The sequence below is a fragment of the Halomonas shengliensis genome, assembly GCF_900104135.1.
In the GTDB taxonomy this organism is placed as follows: Bacteria; Pseudomonadota; Gammaproteobacteria; order Pseudomonadales; family Halomonadaceae; genus Halomonas; species Halomonas shengliensis.
Genome location: NZ_FNIV01000005.1, coordinates 181,324 through 198,639, shown reverse-complemented (window position 1 = coordinate 198,639; position 17,316 = coordinate 181,324). Strand labels below are relative to the sequence as shown.

The window sequence follows — 17,316 nt, the reverse complement described above, 5'->3', positions numbered from 1 at the left end:
ACCAATGCAGGACGGCGCGGCCAGGGCTCTAACACCGCCCCAGACGCGAGGAGCAGGTCCTCGGGCCTGCTCCTTGCGCGTCGACTGGCGATGCGGTGGCTAGCCCAGCCAGTCGCCGATCAGGTTGCTGAAGAAGCGTTGCACCTGATCGATCAGCTTCTTGAAAAAGCCGCCCTCCTCGATCGCCTCCAGGGCGACCAGCGGCTGCTCGCCGACCACCTCCTCGCCCAGGCGCACCTCCAGGGTGCCGACCCGCTGGCCCTGGCTGACCGGCGCCTCGATGTCCTGCTGGACCTCAAGGGCGGCGGTGAGCTCCTGGTTGCGGGACCGCGGCACCGTCATCACCACGTCGCGATCGACGCCGACGCGCAGCTGGTTGCTTTGCCCGCCCCAGATCCGGGGGGTATCCAGCACCGAGCCGCGGTCGTAGAGCTTGAGGGTCTCGAAGTAGCGGAAGCCGTAGCTGAGCAGCTTCTGGGTCTCCTGGGCGCGGGCCTCCTCGGAGCTGGTGCCCATCACCACCGAGATCAGGCGCATCTCGTCGCGCTTGGCCGAGGCCACCAGGCAGTAACCCGCCGCCTCGGTGTGGCCGGTCTTGAGGCCATCCACGCTGGGGTCGCGCCACAGCAGGCGGTTGCGGTTGGGCTGACGGATATCGGCGTAGGTGAAGTACTTCTCGGCGTAGATCCGGTAGTGCTCGGGGTAATCCTGGATGATATGGCGCGAGAGCAGCGCCAGGTCACGGGCCGAGGAGTAGTGATCCTCGGCCGGCAGCCCGGTGGCGTTGCGGAAGCTGGTGTTGGTCAGCCCCAGGCGGTCGGCGTGCTGGTTCATCAGGTCGGCGAAGGGCGCCTCGCCGCCGGCCAGGTGCTCGGCCACGGCGACGCTGGCGTCGTTGCCCGACTGGATGATGATGCCGTAGAGCAGGTCACGGATGGAGACGCGCTCCCCCACCTCGATGAACATCTTGGAGCCGCCGGTGCGCCAGGCGTTCTCGCTCACCGGGATGGTGTCATCCATGGCGATGTTGCCGCGATCGAGCTCGCGCTCCACCAGGTAGGCGGTCATCAGCTTGGTCAGGCTGGCCGGCGGCAGCCGCTCGTCGGCGTTATGCTCGGCCAGCACCCGTCCGCTGTCGGCATCCATCAGGATCCACGAGCTCGCCGCCAGCTGCGGCGGCGAGGGGATCAGGACCTGCGGCTGGGGCGCCGGGTCCGGGGTCGGGCCCTCCTGGGCCAGGGCGGGAAGCGTCAGCAGCAGCGCCAGGCAGGCCAGCAGCACCGGCAGCAGGCGGCGACAGGACGGGAAACACAGTGCTTTCATGGGGCGACTCTCGACAGGACGTTCTGGAAACGGAGAAGAAGGAACGAGGCCGGTCACTCGGCCTCCTTGACGATGAAGCTCTCGCGGAAGCCGGCACGGCGCAGGGCCTCCTGCACCGGGGCGACAGCGTCCCCCGACGCCAGGGGGCCCACCTGGACCCGGTGGGTACCGGCCGCCTGGGTGACACGCACCGGCCGGGAAAGCTCGTTCTCCAGGCGGACGCGCAGGGCCCGGGCGCTCTCGGCGGAGCCCAGCGCCGCCACCTGCAGGTAGCGCGGGGCCTGCTGCGGGGCAGAGGGCGAGGCGGCCGCGCGAGAGGGTGTGGCGGGCTGCGCGTCGACCGGTGCGGCCGCCGGCGCCGACGGGCGGGGCGCGGCGGCGCCCTGCCCGCCGCCGTTCTCGGCCAGCCAGCGGTCGACGTCGATCGCCTCGACCCGCACCCGGCCGGTGCCGGCGTCGAGGAAACCCAGGCGGGCCGCGGCGGCATAGGAGAGGTCGATCTCGCGCTCGCTGTGGAAGGGGCCACGGTCGTTTACCCGCACGATCACCGAGCGGCCGTTGTCGAGGCTGGTGACCCGGGCGAAGGTCGGCAGCGGCAGCGAGCGGTGGGCCGCCGACATCTTGTACATGTCGTAGATCTCGCCGTTGGAGGTGGCGTAGCCGTGGAACTTCTCGCCGTACCAGGAGGCCGTGCCCTGCCTGACGTAGCCGCTGGCGTCGGGCAGCACGTGATAGGTCTTGCCCCATACCTCGTAGCTGGCGCGGTTGCCGCCGCGGGAGCGCGGCTCGTGGCGGGGCACCGCGTCGGGCACCCGGCTGACATCGGGCGGCTCCTCGGGGTAGGCGTCGCCGGACATGGCGTAGCGCCCGCCGGACGTGGCGATAACCGCCTGGCCGGGGTCGGAGGGCGCGGCCCCCCCACCGCCGGCGCAGCCGGCCAGGGTCGCCAGCAGCAGGATCGCGGACCAGCGCAGGCTCATGGGCGCGACTCTCATGGGCGCGTCTCCTCGTCGCCGTCGGCATCTACCGCCTCGAGCCAGTGGGCCTCGAGCTCGCGCGCCGCGGCGATCGCCTCGGCCAGCTCGATCACCGCCATGGCATAGAGGTGGCTGTGGTTGTAGCGGGTGATCACGTAGAAGTTGTGCTCGCCGAGCCGATAGCGCCAGTTGCCCTCGCCCTCCTCCACCGCCACCGGCAGCAGGCGATGGGCGTCGTCGATCGCCTCGGGCACCGCGATCCCGGCATCGCGCAGCGCGCCGGCCGGGGTCGCCGGCGGCCGGGCCGCGCGGTTGAAGTCGATGCCCGCCGGCGGGGTGGACGGCCCCTCGGCCGCGCGGACGATGGGCTCCCCCGCGCGCCAGCCATGCTCGGCGAAGTAGTTGGCCACGCTGCCGATGGCGTCCACCGGGTTGCTCCACAGATCGCGCAGGCCGTCGTCGTCGAAGTCCACGGCGTAGGCGCGATAGCTGGTGGGGATGAACTGCGGGTAGCCCATGGCCCCGGCGTAGGAGCCGAGCGGCTCGTCGGCGGGCACCTCCTGCTCGTGGGCGATCTCCAGGAAGGCGCCCAGCTCGCGGCGGAAGAAGTCACCACGGCGCGGATGGTGGAAGGCCAGGGTCGCCAGGGAGTCGAGCACCCGGTGACGGCCGGTGATCTGCCCGTAGCGGGTCTCCACCCCGAGGATGGCGGCGATGATCGCCTCCGGCACGCCGTGCTCGGCCTCGGCGCGGGCGAAGGCGTCGGCATGGGTGGCGAGGAAGGCGACCCCGGCATGGATGCGCTCGGCATCGAGGAAGATGGCGCGGTACTCGTCCCAGCGCAGGCGACGTTCGGCGGCGCCGGACATGGCGTCGAGCACCTCCTGGCGGTAGCGTGCCTGGCCCAGCGCCTCATCGAGCCAGGCGCGGTCGAGGCCCTGCGACGCGAGCTCCCCGGCCAGCGCCCGGGCGCCGGCGTGGCGCTCGGGGGCGAACTCCTGGGCGGCCAGCGGCGACGCGGCCAGCAGCCCGACACACGCCACTGCGGCCAGGCGCCCCTTCGTTCCCTGCGGGCGCCCTTTCCTTCCCTGAATGCATGACGGCGTCATGTGAGGCCTCCTCCTGTCGGCACCCGCCCCGCGGCACTACCTCGGCAGCAGGCGGCGGTGGGCGTGAATGGCCATGAGAATACCGAAACCGGCCATCAAGGTCACGCTGGAGGTACCGCCGTAGCTGACCAGCGGCAGCGGCACGCCGACCACCGGCAGGATGCCGCTGACCATGCCGACGTTGACGAAGACGTAGATGAAGAAGGTCAGGATCAGGCTGCCCGCCAGCAGCCGGCCGAAGGTCTCCTGGGCCTCGGCGGCGAGCCACAGACCGCGGCAGACGATCAGCAGGTAGAGCACCAGGAAGGCGAGCATCCCCACCAGGCCGAACTCCTCGCCGAGCACCGCCACGATGAAGTCGGTATGGCGCTCGGGGAGGAACTCCAGCTGCGACTGGGTGCCCTCGAGCCAGCCCTTGCCCAGCACACCGCCGCTGCCGATGGCGGTGGTGGACTGGATGATGTTCCAGCCGGCGCCGAGGGGGTCGCTGTCGGGGTCGAGGAAGGTCAGCACGCGACGCCGCTGGTAGTCGTGCATGTTCATCCACAACAGCGGCAGCGCCGACGCCGCCAGGGCGGCCAATACGGCGATGATGCGCCAGGCGATCCCCGCCAGCAGCACCACGAACACCGCCGAGGCCGCCACCAGCAGCGAGGTACCGAGGTCCGGCTGCCGGGCGATCAGCACCACCGGCACCCCGATGATCAGCGCGCAGACCGCCAGGTCCCGCAGCCGCGGCGGCAGCTCCCGACGGCTCAGGTAGGCCGCCACCATCAGCGGCATGGCGAGCTTCATCAGCTCCGAGGGCTGGAAGCGGATGACCCCGGGGATCACCAGCCAGCGCTGGGCGCCCATACCCATGTCGCCCACCAGCTCCACCGCCACCAGCATGATCACCCCCAGCAGGTAGGCGGGCAGCGCCCAGCGCATCATCGTCGCCGGGGAGAAGCGGGCGATCACCGCCATCACCGCCAGGGCCACGCCGAAGCGGATCCCCTGGGCGGTCACCACTTCGAGGCGCTGGCCGCTGGCGCTGTACATCACCACCAGTCCGGCCCCCATCAGCAGCAGCAGCATCCCCAGCAGCCAGGGGTCCAGGTGCAGCCGCTCCCACAGGCCACGGCGGCGGCGCATGCCGCTGACCGGGGCCTTGACCGGTCGCGGCCGCCAGGGGCGGGTGAGATCGCTCAGCGCCATGGGTCAGTTCCCCGCCACGCGGCCATCGTCTTCCTCCAGTTCCTCACGCAGGGACTCCACGTCGGGTTCCTCCTCGTCCAGCAGCCAGGCATCGGTCATCGCCCGGGCCAGGTGGGCGGCGTGGGTGCTGCCTCCGCCGGCATTCTCGACGATCACCGCCACGGCGATCTGCGGCGCCTCGATGGGCGCGAAGGCCATGAACAGCGCATGGTCGCGCAGGCGCTCGGCGAGCTCCTCGGCGTTGTACTTCTCATCCTGCCCCAGGGAGAAGACCTGGGCAGTGCCCGACTTGCCTCCCATGCGGTACTCGAGCCCCACGCCGGTGCGCCGTGCGGTCCCCTCATGGCCGGAGATCACCTTCTCCATGCCGGAGAAGACCCGATCCCACCACCCCTCGTTGGCCAGGGTGATGTCCTCCGGGGTCTCCGGCAGCGCCGTGGGCACGGGGTCGTCGCCCAGCCCCTTGGCCAGGCGCGGCTTGACCCAGTCGCCGCGGTTGGCCAGCACCGCGGTGGCGGTGGCCAGCTGCAGCGGGGTGATCTGCCAGTAGCCCTGGCCGATCCCCACCGAGAGGGTCTCGCCGGGGTACCAGGGCTGGTTGAAGCGACCGCGCTTCCAGTCCCGGGAGGGCATCAGGGCGTCGCTCTCGCCGAAGACGTCGTGGGCCACCCGGGTGCCGAAGCCGAAGTCGGTCATGTTCGCATGGATGCGATCGATGCCCAGGTCGTGGGCCAGGGTGTAGTAGTAGGTGTTGTTGGACACCGCGATGGAGCGCTCCATGTCGACCCGCCCATGGCCCCAGCGCAGCCAGTTGCGATAGCGCCGGCTGTCGTTGGGCAGCTGGTAGTAGCCGGGGTCGTAGATGGTAGTGTCGGGGGTGATCACCCCCTCCTTGAGGCCGGCCAGCGCCAGGAACGGCTTGATGGTGGAGCCGGGAGGATAGTGGCCGCGGATCGCCCGGTTGTAGAGCGGCAGGTCGAGGTCCTCCTGCAGCCCGCGGTAGGAGGCCACGTCGATGCCGGTGACGAACTGGTTGCTGTCGAAGCCCGGCGCCGAGACCAGCGCCAGGATCTCGCCGCTGGCAGGCTCGATGGCGACGATGGCGCCGCGACGCCCGTCGAGGAGCTCGAAGGCGAGGCGCTGCAGCTCCTTGTCCAGGGTCAGGGTCAGGTCCTTGCCGGGCACCGGGTCGGTGCGCCCCAGCTCGCGGAGCACCCGGCCCCGGGCGTTGGTCTCCACCTTGCGCAGCCCCGCCTCGCCGTGCAGCTCGCTTTCGTAGAAGCGCTCCACCCCGGTCTTGCCGATGAAGTGGGTACCGGCATAGCGGCCGGGGTCCAGGCGCTCGAGCTCCTCGGCGTTGATGCGCCCCACGTAGCCCAGGGCATGGGCCATCATCTCGGCGTCGGGGTAGTAGCGCAGCAGCTGGGCCTCCACCTCGACCCCGGGCAGCAGGTGGCGATTGACCGCCAGCCGGGCGATCTGGCGCTCGTCCAGGTCGCTCATCAGCAGTGCCGGCTGGAAGGGGCGCTGGCGCTGGCGCGAGCGCACCCGAAAGGCCTCCGCCTCCTCCGGGGAGAGGGCGAGGATCTCCACCAGCCGGTCGAGGGTGGCGTCGAGATCCTCGACCCGCTCGCGCACCAGGGTGAGGTTGTAGGTGGGGCGGTTCTCGGCCAGCAGCACGCCGTTGCGGTCGTAGATCAGCCCGCGGGTGGGGGGCAGCGGCTCGACCCGCACCCGGTTCTTCTCGGAGCGGGTGATGAAGACCTCGTGCTTCACCACCTGCAGGTAGGCCAGGCGGCCCATCAGCAGGCCGGTGAGGCCGACCACCAGCACCGCCGCCAGCAGGGCCCGTGCGCGGAAGATGCGCAGCTCCTGCTCGGGGCTCTTGAGGGTGTGACGAGACTTGCGCATCGGGCTCCCGCTCCGGCGTGAGACGACTCAGCGGTGGTAGGGGTGGCCGACCATCAGGGTCCAGGCACGATAGAGCTGCTCGGCCAGCAGGATGCGCACCAGCGGATGCGGCAGGGTCAGCGGCGACAGCGACCAGCGCTGGTCGGCGGCGGCGGAGAGCTCGGGGGCCAGGCCATCGGGCCCGCCCACCAGCAGAGCGACATCGCGCCCTCCCATGCGCCACGCCTCGGCCTGCTCGGCCAGCTGCTCGGTGCTCCAGGCCTTGCCGCCCACCTCCAGCGCCACCAGGTGCTCATCGCCGCGCAGGCGGGCCCGCAGGCGCTCCGCCTCGGTGGCGATGGCGCGTGCGGTGTCGGCGTTCTTGCCGCGCTGCCCCGGGGCGATCTCCTCCACCGTCAGGGCAAAGTCCCGGGGCAGCCGCTTGCGGTAGGTCTCGACGCCCTCCTCGACCCAGGCCGGCATGCGGGTGCCCACCGCCAGCAGGCGGACCCTCATGCCCCGGAGAGCTCGCCGTCGCGCTCCAGGTCGCTGGGCAGGTCCGCCCACAGCCGCTCCAGGTCATAGAGCTGGCGCGTCTCGGGCAGCATGACGTGGACCACCACGTCGCCCAGGTCCACCAGCACCCAGTCGGCACCGGCCTCGCCCTCCACGCCGCGTGGCTGCAGGCCCTGTTCCTTGGCCCGCTCCACCACGCGCTGCGCCAGCGCCGCCACGTGACGGCTGGAGGTACCGCTGGCGATGATCATCAGGTCGGTCACGCTGGTCAGCCGCGAGACGTCGAGCTGGACGATGTCCTTGGCCTTGAGTTCTTCCAGCGCGTCCACCGCCAGAGTCTTGAGTGCGTCGATGTGCATAGGGTCTTCTGTCAGGCTGTCGTTGAACGGACATTGTAACGCCTTGACCGCCGGCTGGCAGGCGGCGTTCAGTGCGCGCGGGGCGTCCGATAGAGGTCATGGCTCAGGATATGGCGCTCCACCGCCTCGGGCAGCAGGTAGCGCACGCTGCGGCCCTCGCCCAGGCGCCGGCGCAGCGCGGTGGCCGAGATCGCCATGCGAGTCGGCAGCGCCAGGCGCAGCAGGCCCCCGGCGGGGCGCGCCATCAGCGCCTCGGCATCCACGCACTCGCGCCCGGCGATCAGCTCGCCAAGCGCCGCGGGCAGCGGCGCCTCGAAGTCGGGGCGGTCGACCACCACCAGATTGGCCAGCGCGAAGAGCCGCTCGGGGGCGTGCCACTCGGCCAGGCGCAGGAAGGCGTCGTGGCCCAGCGCCATCACCAGGCGCGCCGACTCGCCCAGCTCTTCGCGCAGCGAGGCCAGGGTATCGGCGCTGAACGAGGGGCCCTCGCGGGCGAGCTCGCGGTCGTCGGCCACCAGCCCCGGGGTATCGCCGATCCCCAGGCGCAGTAGTTCGAGGCGGGTTTCCGGCGCCACCCGGGGCTCCCCGCGCAGCGGCGGGGCCTTGGCGGGGATCAGGTGGACGCGGTCGAGGGCCAGCGCCTCGCGCAGCTCCACGGCGCTGCGCAGGTGGCCCAGGTGGATCGGGTCGAAGGTGCCGCCGAGCATGGCGACCCGCGCGGGGGCAGCCTCCCGCCGGGTCACCGACGCACCTGACCGTCGCCGAACACCACGTACTTGCGGGTGGTCAGGCCCTCCAGGCCCACCGGCCCGCGGGCATGCAGCTTGTCGGTGGAGATGCCGATCTCCGCCCCCAGGCCATACTCGAAACCATCGGCGAAGCGGGTGGAGGCGTTGACCATCACCGAGCTGGAATCCACCTCGGCCAGGAAGCGCCGCGCCAGGCTCCAGGACTCGGTGACGATGGCATCGGTATGCTGGGAGCCGTAGCGCTCGATATGGGCCATGGCTGCCTCGATGCCATCCACCACACGGATCGCCAGCACCGGCGCCAGGTACTCGGCGTGCCAGTCGGCCTCCTCGGCGGCCAGCGCCTCGGGCACCAGCGCCCGGGTACGCTCGCAGCCGCGCAGCTCGACCCCCTTGTCGGCGTAGGCGGCAGCCAGCCTCGGCAGCAGCGACGCGGCCAGGGGGGCATCCACCAGCAGCGTCTCCATGGTGTTGCAGGTGCCGTAGCGATGGGTCTTGGCGTTGACCGCGATCGCCAGCGCCTTTTCCGGGTCGGCGGTGGCGTCCAGGTAGACGTGGCATACGCCGTCGAGATGCTTGATCACCGGCACCCTCGCCTCACGGGTGATGCGCTCGATCAGCGACTTGCCCCCGCGCGGGATGATCACGTCGACGAACTCGGGCATGGCGATCAGCCGGCCCACGGCGGCGCGGTCGGTGGTGGCCACCACCTGCACGCTCCCCGCCGGCAGGCCGGCGGCGGCCAGCCCCCGGGCGATGCAGGCGGCGATGGCGGCGTTGGAGTCGCGGGCCTCGCTGCCGCCGCGCAGGATGGCGGCGTTGCCCGACTTCAGGCACAGGCTGGCCGCCTCCAGGGTGACGTTGGGGCGCGACTCGTAGATGATGCCGATCACCCCAAGGGGGACGCGCATCTGCCCCACCTGGATGCCGCTGGGGCGGGCGCGCAGGCCGTCGATCTCGCCCACAGGATCGGGCAGGGCCGCCACCTGGGAGAGCCCCTCGAGCATGGCGTCGATACGGGCGTCGTCCAGCGCCAGGCGGTCGAGCAGGGCGGCGTCGAGGCCGCCGGCCCGCCCGCGCTCGAGGTCACGGGCATTGGCGGCCAGCACCTCGCCCCGCGCCGCCTCGAGGGCCTCGGCCATGGCCAGCAGGGCAGCGTTCTTGGCGCCGGTGGGGGTGCGGCGCAGGGTCGTGGCGGCCTCGCGGGCCGCCTGGCCCAGCCGGGTCATGTAGGCATCGATATCGTGGATCGCCGCGGCGCCGGTGGCGCCATCGCTCGGGACTTGAGCTGTCATGCCGGAAGGTGTCTCCTGTGGGCGTGGCCAGGACGCCCCGGAACGGCGCTATACTCACGCCGCCGGGCACGCTACGCAAAGGGAGTCATAGTAAGCCACCATGCAGAGCAAGTACAAAGTCGGCCTGCTGCGCGCCAACCTGCTGCTGGCGGGGGTGTTTCCGGCGCTGATGGTGCCCGGAGCGAGGGACCTCTCCGAGGCGCTGCTGCTGGGCCTGGCCGCGGCCTGGCTCGGCATCACCGCCCTGCTGGTGGAGTTCAGCCACCGCCGCCCGCCCCTGGTGCCCTGGCAGCTGCTGCCCAGCCTGTTGCTGGCCGCCCTGCTATGGAGCGCCGGCGACCGCTACCCGTTCTGGCTGTGGGCCTGGGCGGCCCTGGTGATGCTGCCCCAGCCCGCCTGGATGGCGGCCCTCAACGTGCTGCTCGCCGCCGGCTCCTGGGCCTGGCTGGCACGCCTGCTGCCCCCCGAGCAGGCGCTCGCCGCGGGGCTGACCCTCGCCCTGCTGCTGGCGCTGGGGCTCAACCGTGCCCGCTGGCGGCCGGCGCCCCACGGCCAGGCCCGGGCCCGGGTCAGCCTGGTGCCGGGGCTTCGCCTCTGGCCCCGGGCCCGCCTGGCCGACGACCTGGCCCGCGAGCGCGGCCGCGCCCAGCGGGATGGCACCCATGCCGAGCTGCTGCTGCTGCGCACCCGCCGACGCCACCTGTGGGCCGTGGCCCGCCGGCTGTGCGAGATGACGCGGCGCTTCGAGCACTGCTATCGCCTCGATGGTCGCACCCTGGCGGCCCTGCTGGTGTGTCGCGACGCCGAGCAGGCAGACCAACGACGCGCGGCCCTGCTGGCGGAGCTGGCGCCCTTCGAACGCGCCCGGGCCACGCCCCTGGCACGCTTCGGCAGCCTGGCCGAGGCGACTCGCGAGCTGGAACGGCAGCCACCCCTCGCCCGGGCCACGGAGGCGCGCGACGATGCCTGACACACCGCGACGGCTGGCCGTGCTCTACGCGCTGGGCGCCCTGCTGCTGCTGGGCCAGGCGCTGTGGTACTACCTGGTGGCCGACTACGGCCGCATCCTGCTGCCGGCGCTGCTCGCCCCGCTGCTGCTGATCGCCGCCCTGATGCGCCTCGGCCAGCAGGAGACCGCCCGGCTCTCCGCCTACCTGGCGCTGGTGTGCGGCTACCTGCTGATCGCCACCTCGCTGCCCGGAGAGGGGGCGCTGCCGACGCTGTGGCTGGGGCTGCCGGCGCTGCTGACCCTGCTGCTGCTGCCGCTGGGCCCGGCCACCCTGCTCAACCTCAGCCTGGCGCCGGTGTGGCTGCTGCTGGCCGACGGCGCCCTCTCCCCGGGGCTCGTGGTGGCCTACCTGGCGCTGGTGGGTGCCGGCGGCCTCGCCCCCTGGGGCATGCGCCACCACCAGGCCCTGCTCGCCGCCACGGATCCACGCGATGACGAGTGCCCCGCGCTCAAGCCGCTGCCGCTGCTCGAGCGACTGGAGAGTGAGGTGGAGCGCGCCGAGCTGCTCGACCAGCGCCTCGCCGTGGTGGTACTGCACCTGCCCCAGCTGGAGATGGCCGGCGAGCAGTTCGGCACCGCCGCGCGGCGCGCCCTGCTGGAGACCCTGTGCGCCACGGTGGCCGAGCAGAGCCGTGACCAGGACCGCCTCGGCCGGCCCGAACCCGCCACCTTCTGGCTGGTGCTGCCCGGCACCGGCGAGAGCGGCGCGCTGCTGGTGCGCCAGCGCATCGAGGCGGCCGCCACCACACGGCGGCTGCCCGAGATCGGCCACCTGGAGGTGCGCGGCGCCACCTGCCTGCACACCCCCGGGCACACCTTCTCGGCGCTGCGCCAGCGCCTGGAAACCACCGGCCGGCGCCTCGCCGATGGCTGATCCTCGACCCACCGGCGGAGCCCCGGCATGACCCTGGTCCAGCTGCTGCAGCAGCTCACCCCCACCCCCGCGCTCCTGCTGCTGATCATCGCCGGCATCGCTATGCTCGAGTCGCTGGCGCTGGTCGGCGTGCTGGTCCCGGGGGTGCTGCTGATCACCGCCGCCGCCTCCATGGCCGGGCATCAGGAGCTCGCCCTGCCGGCGACCCTGGCCGCCGCCTTCCTCGGCGCCGTGGCGGGCGACGGGGCGAGCTTCCTGCTGGGCTATACCCAGCACGAACGGGTCACCCGGCGCTGGCCGCTGTCGCAACACCCGGAGTTCCTCGCCCGGGGCGCACGCTTCTTCCGTCGCTACGGGGTGCTGTCGGTGTTCCTGGGCCGCTTCGTGGGGCCGGTACGCCCCATCGTGCCCTTGATCGCCGGCATGCTGCGCATGTCGCCGCGCACCTTCACCTGGGCCAACCTCGCCTCGGCGGCGCTGTGGGCGCCCGCCTACGTGCTGCCGGGCTACCTGCTGGGGCGCACCTGGGAGCGGCTGATCGACGCACCGCCGGCGCTGCAGCAGCTGGTGGCACTGCTGGCGGTGATGCTGCTGGGGCTGGCGGTGACCTTCTCCTGGCTGCGCCACCACGCCGGGCGGGGCGGACGGGGCTACCGTTTGATCGCCGGCCTGGCCCGGCGCCATCCGCTGCTGCGCAACCTCTGGCTGCGCCAGAGCGCCGACGGCGAGGTGCCCCTGGCCAGCCTGCTGCTGCTGGTGCTCGCCCTGGGCGGCGTGTCGGGCTGGACCCTGCTGGTGATGCACCAGGAAGGGCACGGCCCGCTGGCGGTCGACCTGCGCGTCCAGGCGCTGTTCGCCTGGCTGACTAGCCCGGGCCTCGCCCTGCTCGGCGAGGGGCTGGCGCGGGCCGGCGACCTCGCCGGGGTCATCGCCCTGTGCCTGCCCTGGGGCGCCTGGCTACTGTGGCGACGCCGCCTGGATGCCTTCGCCCATGTGGCCGGGGGCCTGGTGGGCATCGCGCTGCTCAACACCCTGGGCAAGGCCCTCTTCGTGCGTCCCCGCCCCGAGGCGCCCGCCCACCTGGCGGACTCCTTCTCCTATCCCAGCGCCCACGCCTCCAGCGCGGTGGTGCTGTTCGGCCTGGCCGCCGCCTTCGCCGCCCGCGAGCTGGCCCCGGCCTGGCGCCACTGGGTCTACTGGGGTGCCATCCTGGCCGCCACCCTGATGGCGCTATCGCGCCTGGTGCTGGGGGTACACTGGTTCAGCGACCTGGTCGGCGGGGCCCAGCTGGGGCTGGTGGTCTGCGCCCTGGTGCGGCTGACCTGGCAGGCACGCCCCCGGGCGCCCCTGGCGCCCTGCCCCTGGCCCTGGCTCACCGCCGCCTCGCTGGCGCTGGCGGCGGCGCGGATCGCCTGGCTGCCGCCGGTATAAGGGGCAAGGGGCAAGGGGCAAGGGGCAAGGGGCAAGGGGCAAGGGGCAAGGGGCAAGGCAGGATCCGGCTTCTTACGCCGAATCATACGTGTACCTTGCGCCGCGAGGCGTGCCGCTGCCTACCCCAACGCCAGCCAGAGGCCGACGCCGACCATCAGGGTCCCGGCGATGCGGTTGAGCAGGCGCACGCTACCGCCACGCGCCAGCAGGCGGCGCAGCCGGCTGCCGCCGGTGGCGTAGAGCATCAGGCAGCAGAACTCGATGGTGAGGATCAGCGCCACCAGCACCGCCAGCTGGCCGGCCAGCGGACGTCCGGCGTCGAGGAAAGGCGGCAGCAGCGCGACGAAGAAGGCCCACCCCTTGGGGTTGGCCACCGCGGTCACCAGGCCCTGCACGGCGAGCTGCAGGCGCCCTGCGGGGGCCACGGCGAGTCCCTCCTCGGGGATCGCCATGCGCCCCCGCGAGCGCCACATCATGACGCCCAGGTAGGCCAGGTAGGCCCCGCCCAGCCACTTGAACAGGGCGAACAGCTCCGGCTGGCGCAGCATCAGCGCCGCCACCCCCGCCCCGGCCGCGGCGGCCACCAGCCCCACGCCGACCAGCTCGCCGGCCATCATCCACAGGCTGCGCCTCACCCCCTGGGTCATGCCCAGCACCATGGCCAGGGTCATGCACATGCCGGGGGTCAGGGAGACCAGGAAGAAGGTCGGCACGAAGACCGAGAGCAGCGACAGGCTGGGCATACCGGATCCTTGGTGGGCGATCTATGGGCGTCCAGGGTGGCAGCGGGAGATGACGACTCGCCTACGGCGCCTCTCCCCAGCGCGGCATCAGGCGGTGCTCGATGCCGAGCTGGTTGAGGATGCGCGCGACGATGAAGTCGACCAGGTCGTCGATCGACGCGGGCTGGTGATAGAAGCCCGGGGCGGCGGGAAGGATCACCGCGCCCAGGCGACTCAGGGTCAGCATGTGCTCGAGGTGAATCGCCGAGAGCGGCGTCTCCCGGGGCACCAGGATCAGCCGGCGGCGCTCCTTCAGGGCCACATCGGCGGCGCGCTCGATCAGGTTATTGCTGGCGCCCGTGGCCACCGCCGAGAGGGTGCCGGTGGAACAGGGGCAGATCACCATGGCCGAGGGGGCACCGGAGCCCGAGGCCACCGGCGCCATCCAGTCCTCCCTGGCGAAGCAGCGGATCTGGCCGGGTGCCGCCCCGCTGCGTTCGGCGAGCGCCTCGGCCAGGCGGGCGGGCCGCGCGGGCAGCTCGGCGCCGGTCTCGGTGGCAATCACCAGGTGGGCGGCCTTGGAGACCATCACCCACACCTCGTGGCCGGCGGCCACCAGCGCCTCGATCAGGCGCAGGCCGTACTGGGCGCCGGAGGCGCCGGTGAGCGCCACCGTCACCGGCGGGGAAAAGGCCTCAGCCATGGGCCACCTCCAGGGCGGCCAGCAGCCGGTCGTGGATGCCGCCGAAGCCGCCGTTGGACATCACCACGATGCGGTCATAGGGCCGCGCTTCTGCCACCAGCGCCGCCACCAGGGCGTCGAGGTCGCGCTCCTCGCGGGCGGGTACCGGGCTCGCCGCCACCACCGCCTCGAGCGGCCAGTCGAGGCCCTCGGGGCGGTACCAGAAGGCGGCATCGGCATCGGCCACGCTCTGCGCCAGGCGCTCGCGCAGGGCCCCCAGGCGCATGGTGTTGGAGCGCGGCTCGATCACCGCCAGCAGGCGGCCACGGGCGGTGGCGGCACGCAGCCCAGCCAGGGTGGCGGCGATGGCGGTGGGATGGTGGGCGAAGTCATCGATCACCTGGATGCCGGCCACCTCGCCGCGCAGCTCCTGGCGGCGCCGCGGCGTCTCGAAGCGGGCCAGTGCCGCCGCGGCGCGGGACAGGTCCACCCCGCAGGCATGGGCCGCGGCCAGGGCCGCCAGGGCGTTGCGGGCGTTGTAGGCCCCGGTCAGCGGCCAGTCCACCACGGCGTCCTCGTCGACGGCCCCGGCGCCCTCCCCCTGCTGGTGGATCACCCGGAAGCGCGAGGCATCCTCGCGCTCGAGCTCGACCCGCCAGGGGCTCTCGGCCGCCTCACCGAAGCGCACCACCGGCGTCCAGGCGCCCATCGCCAGCACCCGGTCCAGGGCCGGCTCGTGGTCGGCCACCAGCAGCCGCCCCTTGCCCGGCACGGTGCGCACCAGGTGGTGGAACTGCCGCTCGATGGCCGCCAGGTCGGTGAAGATGTCCGCGTGGTCGAACTCCAGGTTGCCCAGCACGGCGATCTCGGGGCGGTAGTGGACGAACTTGGAGCGCTTGTCGAAGAAGGCGGTGTCGTACTCGTCGGCCTCCACCACGAAGGGGGCGTCATGGGCGCCGAGGCGTGCCGAGATGCCGAAGTTGCGCGGCACCCCGCCGATCAGGAAGCCCGGCGAAAGGCCGGCGGACTCCAGCAGCCAGGCGACGAGGCTTGCCGTGGAGGTCTTGCCGTGGGTGCCGGCCACGGCGATCACCCGGCGCCCGGGCAACACGTGCTCGGCCAGCCACTGGGGGCCGGAGACGTAGGGCAGGCCGGCATCGAGCACCGTCTCCACCTCGGCGTTGCCGCGCGACAGCGCATTGCCGATCACCACCAGGTCGGGGCGCGGCGCCAGGTTGGCGGGCGAGTAGCCCTCCATCAGGGCGATGCCGGCCTCCTCCAGCTGGGTACTCATGGGCGGGTAGACTCCCGCATCCGACCCGCTGACGGTGTGGCCCAGCTCCCGGGCCAGCAGCGCCAGGCTGCCCATGAAGGTGCCGCAGATACCGAGGATATGAAGGTGCATGGGGACTCGCTCCAGCATGGGTCCGATGGCCGCATGGCGCGGCTCGAGGAGTGGCGAGCCTAGCATGGCGCCACCGCGGCGCTCCAGCCGATGACCGCGCTCCCGCGGGCCATCGCAGTTAGTCGTGGGGCGATAGCGAAAGGCGCCGGGGGCAGGTCGTAGAGGGGGTCCTATGCCAGGGGTGAGGAGCATGCCTCCGAACGGGTTGGCCATGGATGGCCAGCACCGGACCTTCAAGCGGAGCGGGACGCGAGAGCGCAGAAGGGCATCGGTAGCACCCAGGGAGGGGTTTACAGCGCCCCCTCGAAGGCCTGTCGCCGGGAAAGCCTTGAGCGGTGCATCCATCACAATAGCCGTGGTCCCAGGGCCGCGCAGATGCAGCCCATGGCGCTTTCGTCTAGAATCCCACGACTTTCGTCCACCACCTCCCCCCCGACAGCAGCGACCAGGAGCAGGATAGCCCCATGGCCCATAACGCCTTCTATGCCCAGTCCGGCGGCGTCACCGCCGTGATCAACGCCAGCGCCTGCGGCGTGATCGAGGCCTGCCGCCGCCACCCCGATCGCATCGGCAAGGTCTACGCCGGCCACAACGGCATCATCGGCGCCCTGACCGAGGAGCTGATCGACGTCAGCCAGGAGTCCGACGAGACCATCGCCGCCCTGCGCCACACCCCGGGCGGCGCCTTCGGCTCCTGCCGCTACAAGCTCAAGGACATCGAGACCCACCGCGCCCAGTACGAGCGGCTGATCGAGGTCTTCAAGGCCCACGACATTCGCTACTTCTTCTACAACGGCGGCGGCGACAGCGCCGATACCTGCCTCAAGGTCTCCCAGCTCTCCGAGAAGCTCGGCTACCCGCTGACCGCCATCCACGTGCCCAAGACCGTGGACAACGACCTGCCGATCACCGACAACTCGCCGGGCTTCGGCAGCGTGGCCAAGTACATCGCCACCTCCACTTTGGAGGCCTCGCTGGACATCGCCTCCATGTGCGCCACCTCCACCAAGGTGTTCGTGCTCGAGGTGATGGGCCGCCATGCCGGCTGGATCGCCGCCGCCGGGGCGCTGGCCGGCCAGGGCGAGGGCGAGCCGCCCCACCTGGTGATCTTCCCCGAGGTCGCCTTCGACCGCGAGGCGGTCATGGCACGGGTCGACGAGGCGGTCCGGAAGCACGGCTACTGCGTGATCGTGGTCTCCGAGGGGGCGCGCTACGAGGACGGCACCTTCCTCGCCGACTCCGGCAACACCGACGCCTTCGGCCACCGCCAGCTGGGTGGCGTGGCGCCGACCCTGGCCGGCATGGTCAAGCAGGACCTGGGCTACAAGTACCACTGGGCGGTGGCCGACTACCTGCAGCGTGCCGCCCGCCACCTGGCCTCCAAGACCGACGTGGAGCAGGCCTACGCGGTGGGCGAGAAGGCGGTGGAGCTGGCCATCGAGGGACGCAACGCCATGATGCCGGCGATCAAGCGGGTCTCCGACGCCCCCTACGCCTGGCGCATCGAGGCCGCCCCGCTGGCCGAGATCGCCAATCGCGAGAAGTTCATGCCCCGCGATTACATCCGCGAGGACGGCTTCGGCATCACCGAGGCGTGCCGCCAGTACCTCTCGCCGCTGATCCAGGGCGAGGACTTCCCGCCCTTCGACAACGGCCTGCCCCGCGTGGCGAAGCTCGTCAAGCACCGAGTCGAGCGCAAGCTGCCGGAGTTCAAGCTCTAAGCCCCATAGGGACAAGGTTCAAGGAACAAGGGGCAACCTCTCCTTGCTCCTTGAACC

16 protein-coding genes are annotated in these 17,316 nt (G+C 72.0%); 4 read left to right on the top strand and 12 right to left on the bottom strand.

All coding sequences use genetic code 11. The features are described 5' to 3' along the window. Positions 1–99: 99 nt before the first annotated feature. From BLP95_RS09575 to BLP95_RS09535, 9 genes are all read right to left on the bottom strand, one after another. Positions 100–1,323 carry a D-alanyl-D-alanine carboxypeptidase family protein gene (locus BLP95_RS09575; RefSeq protein WP_089678603.1) on the bottom strand — a complete coding sequence of 408 codons (1,224 nt, stop codon included), beginning with the start codon at positions 1,321–1,323 and terminating at the stop codon, positions 100–102. A 53-nt stretch (positions 1,324–1,376) separates the two neighbouring features. Further along, the gene (locus BLP95_RS09570; protein WP_089678602.1) at positions 1,377–2,318 is read right to left on the bottom strand and encodes a septal ring lytic transglycosylase RlpA family protein; all 942 of its coding nucleotides are present in this window, start codon (positions 2,316–2,318) and stop codon (positions 1,377–1,379) included. Continuing rightward, positions 2,315–3,409 carry a lytic murein transglycosylase B gene (gene mltB / locus BLP95_RS09565; RefSeq protein WP_089678600.1) on the bottom strand — a complete coding sequence of 365 codons (1,095 nt, stop codon included), beginning with the start codon at positions 3,407–3,409 and terminating at the stop codon, positions 2,315–2,317. The genes BLP95_RS09570 and mltB overlap by 4 nt, the downstream gene beginning before the upstream one ends. Positions 3,410–3,445: 36 nt before the next feature. Continuing rightward, positions 3,446–4,606, bottom strand: coding sequence for a rod shape-determining protein RodA (gene rodA, locus BLP95_RS09560; protein WP_089678598.1), 1,161 nt, complete (start codon positions 4,604–4,606; stop codon positions 3,446–3,448). Between the two features lie 3 nt (positions 4,607–4,609). Further along, positions 4,610–6,517, bottom strand: coding sequence for a penicillin-binding protein 2 (gene mrdA, locus BLP95_RS09555; protein WP_089678596.1), 1,908 nt, complete (start codon positions 6,515–6,517; stop codon positions 4,610–4,612). A gap of 27 nt (positions 6,518–6,544) precedes the next feature. Beyond that, the gene (rlmH, locus tag BLP95_RS09550) at positions 6,545–7,012 is read right to left on the bottom strand and encodes a 23S rRNA (pseudouridine(1915)-N(3))-methyltransferase RlmH (RefSeq protein ID WP_023007147.1); all 468 of its coding nucleotides are present in this window, start codon (positions 7,010–7,012) and stop codon (positions 6,545–6,547) included. Next, complete coding sequence (gene rsfS, locus BLP95_RS09545) at positions 7,009–7,371, bottom strand: ribosome silencing factor (protein WP_023007148.1); 363 nt, start codon at positions 7,369–7,371, stop codon at positions 7,009–7,011. The genes rlmH and rsfS overlap by 4 nt, the downstream gene beginning before the upstream one ends. Before the next feature lie 68 nt (positions 7,372–7,439). Next, entirely contained in the window at positions 7,440–8,114 is a 675-nt protein-coding gene (gene nadD, locus BLP95_RS09540) for a nicotinate-nucleotide adenylyltransferase (protein ID WP_425402552.1), read from the bottom strand. Then, the gene (locus tag BLP95_RS09535) at positions 8,111–9,415 is read right to left on the bottom strand and encodes a glutamate-5-semialdehyde dehydrogenase (RefSeq protein ID WP_089678592.1); all 1,305 of its coding nucleotides are present in this window, start codon (positions 9,413–9,415) and stop codon (positions 8,111–8,113) included. Before BLP95_RS09535 ends, nadD begins: the two co-directional genes overlap by 4 nt. Before the next feature lie 100 nt (positions 9,416–9,515). On the opposite strand from BLP95_RS09535, the gene BLP95_RS16885 reads away from it, so the two are divergent. From BLP95_RS16885 to BLP95_RS09525, 3 genes are read left to right on the top strand one after another with little or no spacing between them, the layout of a single operon-like run. Then, positions 9,516–10,385 (top strand): hypothetical protein, encoded by an 870-nt coding sequence (locus tag BLP95_RS16885; RefSeq protein ID WP_176760268.1) that lies wholly within the window; start codon positions 9,516–9,518, stop codon positions 10,383–10,385. Further along, positions 10,378–11,298 carry a diguanylate cyclase domain-containing protein gene (locus tag BLP95_RS09530; protein ID WP_176760267.1) on the top strand — a complete coding sequence of 307 codons (921 nt, stop codon included), beginning with the start codon at positions 10,378–10,380 and terminating at the stop codon, positions 11,296–11,298. Before BLP95_RS16885 ends, BLP95_RS09530 begins: the two co-directional genes overlap by 8 nt. 27 nt (positions 11,299–11,325) lie before the next feature. Continuing rightward, positions 11,326–12,729 carry a bifunctional DedA family/phosphatase PAP2 family protein gene (locus tag BLP95_RS09525; protein WP_089678587.1) on the top strand — a complete coding sequence of 468 codons (1,404 nt, stop codon included), beginning with the start codon at positions 11,326–11,328 and terminating at the stop codon, positions 12,727–12,729. Positions 12,730–12,848: 119 nt separating this feature from the next. Here BLP95_RS09525 and BLP95_RS09520 read toward each other — a convergent pair whose 3' ends face one another. From BLP95_RS09520 to mpl, 3 genes are all read right to left on the bottom strand, one after another. Then, positions 12,849–13,472 carry a LysE family translocator gene (locus tag BLP95_RS09520; RefSeq protein ID WP_089678586.1) on the bottom strand — a complete coding sequence of 208 codons (624 nt, stop codon included), beginning with the start codon at positions 13,470–13,472 and terminating at the stop codon, positions 12,849–12,851. Between the two features lie 61 nt (positions 13,473–13,533). Continuing rightward, complete coding sequence (locus BLP95_RS09515) at positions 13,534–14,154, bottom strand: flavin prenyltransferase UbiX (protein WP_089678584.1); 621 nt, start codon at positions 14,152–14,154, stop codon at positions 13,534–13,536. Next, the gene (mpl, locus tag BLP95_RS09510) at positions 14,147–15,538 is read right to left on the bottom strand and encodes a UDP-N-acetylmuramate:L-alanyl-gamma-D-glutamyl-meso-diaminopimelate ligase (RefSeq protein ID WP_089678582.1); all 1,392 of its coding nucleotides are present in this window, start codon (positions 15,536–15,538) and stop codon (positions 14,147–14,149) included. Before mpl ends, BLP95_RS09515 begins: the two co-directional genes overlap by 8 nt. Positions 15,539–16,002: 464 nt before the next feature. Between mpl and BLP95_RS09505 the strand changes: the two genes are divergently transcribed. Further along, a complete protein-coding gene (locus BLP95_RS09505) occupies positions 16,003–17,259 on the top strand; it encodes a 6-phosphofructokinase (protein WP_089678580.1) in 1,257 nt (418 codons plus the stop codon). Positions 17,260–17,316 lie beyond the last annotated feature (57 nt).